Consider the following 5,219-nt stretch of genomic DNA (forward strand, 5'->3'; position numbering starts at 1 on the left):
TAACCCTCATCGCAGTTAAATAATAGCACTTATTCAATAAGAGGGCATTCAGGACTGTTTATTCATTTCTAAATAAAGCCGATTAACATAAAATCAGTTATACAACGAGTCTGAGATAAGTACAAGACTTAGGCTCATCTAAATCTTGTACTTATCTCAGATCTACTCCATACTTTCCACCTACTTATTGGTCGCGAAATTAATTGCACTCTCATCCCACGTTGCAGCACTAACTAGCGACTCAATAACATCTTCGGGGTGATCAACAAAGGACCACATCGCTAAGTGGTTCTCATGCATAAAGTTTTCGTGAACACACCGTTCTAACATCTCCCGCAACGGGTCATAAAACCCGTTGGTATTTAGAATGACAATAGGCTTGGTAAATTGTCCCAATCGCTTTAGTGTGATTGCTTCTAGTAGTTCCTCCAACGTGCCACTTCCACCTGGCAACGTTACCAACCCATCAATATCCTCCAAAAATTTGGCTTTCCTTTCGTGCATGGTCTCCGTAAACTCAAAGTCAGTCACGTTTTTATGAGCCCATTCAACTTCGTTCATAAAGCGGGGCATAATGCCTTTGATCTTACCACCATTCAACAAGATCGTATCAGCGAGTTTACCCATTAAACCAATAGCACCACCGCCGTACACAACCTCAATATTGGCCTTTACAAACTCTAGAGCCAGTGTTTCAGTCGCATCAAAATAGACATTGTCTACTTTGGCACTAGAAGCGCAGTACACGCATATTTTCATGATTTTTGGATTTGGTAAGGTGTGTTGTATAAGTGCTTTTATGTAAAGTAAAGCCTCCTGAAAGCCTACCGCAAAAACCCGGAAAGCCTGCCGAAAGCCTCCAGTAAGCCACCCGAAAGCCTATAGTACCATAATATAAGCGGTGTCTGCGACGCCTAGATAGTAATAGGTTTTCTTAGGCATAGAGCACCCCTAACTGTACTCTTTTTATCCCCTTTTCAACCTCCTTTGCGTCAGCAACCGTACAGTTAGGGGTGCTCTATGCCTAAAAAAACCTATCACTTTAACATCCCGCGTAGCGGGTCCGCTTTCTTCTTTGTAAGCTTACAAAAAAGCCCCGATCTGGCTTGGAGCTATCAAGATCGGGGCGCAGGTACGGTTAGTACGTGCATCAGTCTATCCCTGGCCGGTTGCTCCTCAGCAGAGCCGGTTTCCGTTTCGACTAATATCGTTAGGGAAGCTTTTCCCGTAAATACTGCATAATGGCTTCTTGTCCCGTTTTTACGTCATCAAAGCCTTTTTGAACGTAAGTAGTCAGATTCGCTAATCCACTAGCGGTGATCTCTCCAGTTGCTTTTACTTGCTCTAGTTCGGCTTTTGTACTAGTAGCTAATTCAATAAGTTGGCCTTGTCCTTCAATCAAGCGGTCAACTTTTTGAAGTACATCCGCCATCAAGGGTTCTAACTGGTCAAGTCTGCGATCTGGTGTCATATTGTGAAGTTATTCATTCCCTTGAAAATCCGCTAATTGTTGCTTAACAGCTTCATTTTGGAAGAGTTGTAATTGGTTGGCAGCGTTTACTTCTTGATCTTTTTTCTTCTTTATATAAGTTCGTGCGAAAGTTACTCTATCACCATTAAACACAACCAGTGGATTAATGAAATACTTAAAATGGCTGTCGCTACGGGCTATAATACCGCATTCAACTAAGGTTGCTAACCCACTTAAAACGCTGTTTGGATGGGTGTACTTAGTGTATTCTAGGCATTTGTTCATCTCCAAAAAGAACTCGTCTTGCTTTGGTTTAAGTATAGTGATTATATAGCCAAACACACGAATCGCTGATTTAGATAACTCCCAAAAGGCTACGAACTGAGACAAATATAACTTGGCAAACTTCTCCTCTTCTACTTCAACAAACCTCATAAATGCAGAATAACCTTGCACATCTCCGTCGTTCGTGACTATCATCTGTATCTCATCCCTGTTTTTGGCACGGATTACTTGAGTTTTTTTCACGATTCTAATGTCCTCAATTGCCTTCTCGACAAAAGGATTCTCCTTGAATTGGGGTTGCTCTTTTAGCTTATTGTACTTCATGTAGCTAAATTTTTTCTGTCACAAACATACAGAAAAGCTAAATAAGAATTAGTACACAGCTAAATTATTTTTAGCTATTATATCATCAAAAGGCTAAATGACTTTTACCAAAGAGCTAATAAATCTTTAGCTTTTCCTATGATATATGGCTAAATAATCATTTAGCTACTAGCTAAATTTCATTTAGCTAGTAGCTAAATGACCCCCATTGATTATCAGTTAGTTAGGGCTGTTTGCTTCTTAGGTTCTTAAAACACATCAAAAACGCTCATTTTTCACCCTTTTTGTGATACTCAATACCACCTACTTTTTCTTCCCCTTTGTTGTTGATTTCCCTTCTAGCTGATTTGCCTGTTGGGTCAACGATTTGGCTTGTTCAGCGGCTTCACGGGCCAGCTCTCGTTTTTCGTCAGCGGCTTCCTGCTCGACCACCCATTGCGTGAGCCCTGGCTCTTTAAACTTGGCTTCCATGAAATTGTAGTAGTCCGGATCAGCCTGTTTGGTATAACGCACCCGCCAATTGTCATGAGCGTAGGCTTGGGCATAGTCTTCTCGCTCACTGCGCCAACTTAAAGCTAGCCAAGTCACACCCACCAGTAACATCACTATTAACCCAAAGGCATACGCCCCATAGCGGACATACTGGCTCATGGTGTACTCGGGTCGCTGACGGATCTGCTGTTCTATTCGCTCCAGTCGACTCAGTACCGGGCTTAAGTCGATGGCCGGGGCTTGCGTTTGTGCTTTTCCCTGTAGCTCCTGCACCGATCTGGCCAGCGCGTGGATACTTTCCCGGTAATCGGGGGGCGTTGCCGTGGGTAACTGGCCCACTTTCGTTTGAAGCGCTCTAACATCCTTGGTCAAGCCTTCCAGTAATTCACCTACTAATTCGCTCTGTTCCATCTCACATACCACGGCCTAAGCCTCTTTTAGGGTGTTTTTCTTCGATTTGCGGGCCTTTCTTGAGTTTTTGCCCCTCTAGTCTGTCTTTTTCAGCAGCGGCCTCTAAGGCCTGTTTCTGACGTAAATGTGCCTGTTGCTCCAGCTGCTGTTGCAAACCGCCTAAACTCAGGCTTTGATGCAGCTTGGAGCCTTTGAAAGCCACTCGGATTTCTTCGCCTTGCTCGGTGTGGCTAACCTGCTCAAAACTGATACCGCGCGGCTGGCCCGTTTTATCCCGGTTGACGATCAGCTGAATGTTATACCGGGCTAAATCTTGCCGCAGCTCCTGACTGGTCGTCGAACGGCTCACACTCTCCCGGACCTGATCTCGTATCATGATCCGCTTCCGGTCACGCTCCGGTACGCGCTCCAGACTCTGGCGTTTGGCCTGTTCCAAAAGGGGAGTTAAACCATGTGTCTGCTCGATCTGGCGCAACAGGCTCTCTGACCGGTTGTAATTGTGGCTGTCGCTGACGGTCTGGCCCGTATCAGTCACCCGGTTGGCCACGATGTGAAAATGGGAATGCTCGGTATCCCGGTGACGAATCACCACGTACTGACTTTGATCAAGACCCATCCCTTTCAGGTAATCGCTGGCCACCGTTTTCATTAACTCCGGCTGGGCCTGCAAGCGGGCCTCGTCCTGGGGGCTGAAGCTAATGGCCGTGTGCCACACGCTCCGGCTTAGATCAGGGTTCAAACTGGCCTGCCGCATAAAGTCGGCTACCATTGACCGGGCATCGTACTCCCGCACGCCCTGACTCATCAGGATTTCGCCTTTCCTCTGTTCTACCTTTTGCAGGTTATAGCCGCAGCAGCCTTTGAAGCTACGGCCGATGGTCGTTTTGGCAATCATGGCTCAACGGGTTTATCCAGTAGTTCACTCAGCTGGCGCAACAGCCGTTGGGCTTCGACGGCAATGCTGCGGATACCGTCGGCATTCGCTTTATGGGCGATCTGGTTCAGGTTGTTCCCCAACTTGGCTACCTGATTAAGGGTAGCGTTCTCTTCGGGGGTTAGGCGTGCCTGGGCTTTGCCGGTGAGCACCATTTGCCGGCCATAGTCCGACAGATTCAGCCCCGCTTTGTCAGCCCGTCTTTTGAGGGCAAGCTTCTCCAGCTTGGTCAGACAGACCGTGATTTGTTGATCTCGTTTGGTATCACTGGGGGGGCGGCCACCCCGTTTTTTAACCGGTTCAGTCGGGTTCATAAGCAAGCAGAGCGAGCGGTTTTTGCACCCCCGACAGTCGGAGGGGGGACAGCCGTTTCGACCCCGATGAAAACCGACTGCAAGGAGGTTTTTTAGGGGTGAAACATGGCTGGTTACTCAATACGCGAACTTACAAAATCACACCGCACCGCGCAACAACGCAAGCTGTTTTTTTCCCTTCTAATCAGTTTCGAGTTTACCCAAGCAGGCGTTGCCAAAAGCTTTTCTTACCTTGTTCAGGCATTCGGTTGGCGATCCCTTCGACCATCTTGGTTAAGTGGTCGATCTGGTTCTGAATATCAACCGGGGCGGCTGGTAATTGGGATTGGGTGAGCTGGCCTTGGACTAAGCTGCGGATATCTTCATTAACATATTGGCCGATGGTTTTACCCGCTCGTTCAGCGGCTTTCTCAATCACGGCGCGGGTGTCTCTCTCGACTCCTCGGATAGACCAGGTAACAGGGTTGCTCCCTTTCGTGGATTCGGTGTTCTCGTTGGTTGAGTCAGGAGTGGTAGTAAGGTCTTCCATAGCTGTGTCTTACACGTGTAAGACACATAATTAGGCAAAATTTACGTGTGTAAGACAAAAACCGAAAATTGTAAGACACGTAGTAAGGGCTGTAAGACAAATCAGTGAAATTGTCTTACACACCATTTAGACTAACATAATTGCACTTATACAACAGCTATGATGAACATAGGAAGTAAAATAGTAGTCGGTTTACTGTTCATTTTGGGCATGCTTCAGTTAATGCATGTTCTAGGGACATTTTCTGAGTTTGGCCATGTTGACTGGCTTAAGGTCTCATCCGGACTGGTATGCTTTATTATTTCCATCAGTGGATTCTACTGGATAAAACGTAACCCTCATCGCAGTTAAATAATAGCACTTATTCAATAAGAGGGCATTCAGGACTGTTTATTCATTTCTAAATAAAGCCGATTAACATAAAATCAGTTATACAACGAGTCTGAGATAAGTACAAGA

At 46.0% G+C, this 5,219-nt stretch carries 7 protein-coding genes; all 7 read right to left on the minus strand.

Annotated elements, in window-relative coordinates:
- Positions 1-180 precede the first annotated feature (180 nt).
- A complete protein-coding gene (locus tag ACYU87_RS27400) occupies positions 181-759 on the minus strand; it encodes an LOG family protein (protein WP_461137194.1) in 579 nt (192 codons plus the stop codon).
- Positions 760-1,210: 451 nt separating this feature from the next.
- Positions 1,211-1,471, minus strand: a complete 261-nt coding sequence (locus ACYU87_RS27405) for a hypothetical protein (protein ID WP_461137195.1) — start codon at positions 1,469-1,471, stop codon at positions 1,211-1,213.
- Between the two features lie 9 nt (positions 1,472-1,480).
- A complete protein-coding gene (locus ACYU87_RS27410) occupies positions 1,481-2,080 on the minus strand; it encodes a hypothetical protein (RefSeq protein WP_461131960.1) in 600 nt (199 codons plus the stop codon).
- Positions 2,081-2,383: 303 nt separating this feature from the next.
- Positions 2,384-2,983 carry a hypothetical protein gene (locus ACYU87_RS27415; RefSeq protein WP_461137196.1) on the minus strand — a complete coding sequence of 200 codons (600 nt, stop codon included), beginning with the start codon at positions 2,981-2,983 and terminating at the stop codon, positions 2,384-2,386.
- A gap of 1 nt (position 2,984) precedes the next feature.
- Positions 2,985-3,878, minus strand: a complete 894-nt coding sequence (locus tag ACYU87_RS27420) for a relaxase/mobilization nuclease domain-containing protein (RefSeq protein ID WP_461137197.1) — start codon at positions 3,876-3,878, stop codon at positions 2,985-2,987.
- Positions 3,875-4,231 (minus strand): plasmid mobilization protein, encoded by a 357-nt coding sequence (locus ACYU87_RS27425; protein WP_461137198.1) that lies wholly within the window; start codon positions 4,229-4,231, stop codon positions 3,875-3,877. The genes ACYU87_RS27420 and ACYU87_RS27425 overlap by 4 nt, the downstream gene beginning before the upstream one ends.
- A 196-nt stretch (positions 4,232-4,427) precedes the next feature.
- Complete coding sequence (locus ACYU87_RS27430) at positions 4,428-4,760, minus strand: hypothetical protein (RefSeq protein WP_461137199.1); 333 nt, start codon at positions 4,758-4,760, stop codon at positions 4,428-4,430.
- Between the last annotated feature and the right edge of the window lie 459 nt (positions 4,761-5,219).

The organism is Spirosoma lituiforme, assembly GCF_054776635.1.

Bases quoted from the DNA above. Each gene is read 5' to 3' on its own strand.
- ACYU87_RS27415 (WP_461137196.1), bottom strand. From the start codon at position 2,983: ATGGAACAGAGCGAATTAGTAGGTGAATTACTGGAAGGCTTGACCAAG.
- ACYU87_RS27405 (WP_461137195.1), bottom strand. From the start codon at position 1,471: ATGACACCAGATCGCAGACTTGACCAGTTAGAACCCTTGATGGCGGAT.
- ACYU87_RS27410 (WP_461131960.1), bottom strand. From the start codon at position 2,080: ATGAAGTACAATAAGCTAAAAGAGCAACCCCAATTCAAGGAGAATCCT.
- ACYU87_RS27425 (WP_461137198.1), bottom strand. From the start codon at position 4,231: ATGAACCCGACTGAACCGGTTAAAAAACGGGGTGGCCGCCCCCCCAGT.
- ACYU87_RS27420 (WP_461137197.1), bottom strand. From the start codon at position 3,878: ATGATTGCCAAAACGACCATCGGCCGTAGCTTCAAAGGCTGCTGCGGC.
- ACYU87_RS27430 (WP_461137199.1), bottom strand. From the start codon at position 4,760: ATGGAAGACCTTACTACCACTCCTGACTCAACCAACGAGAACACCGAA.
- ACYU87_RS27400 (WP_461137194.1), bottom strand. From the start codon at position 759: ATGAAAATATGCGTGTACTGCGCTTCTAGTGCCAAAGTAGACAATGTC.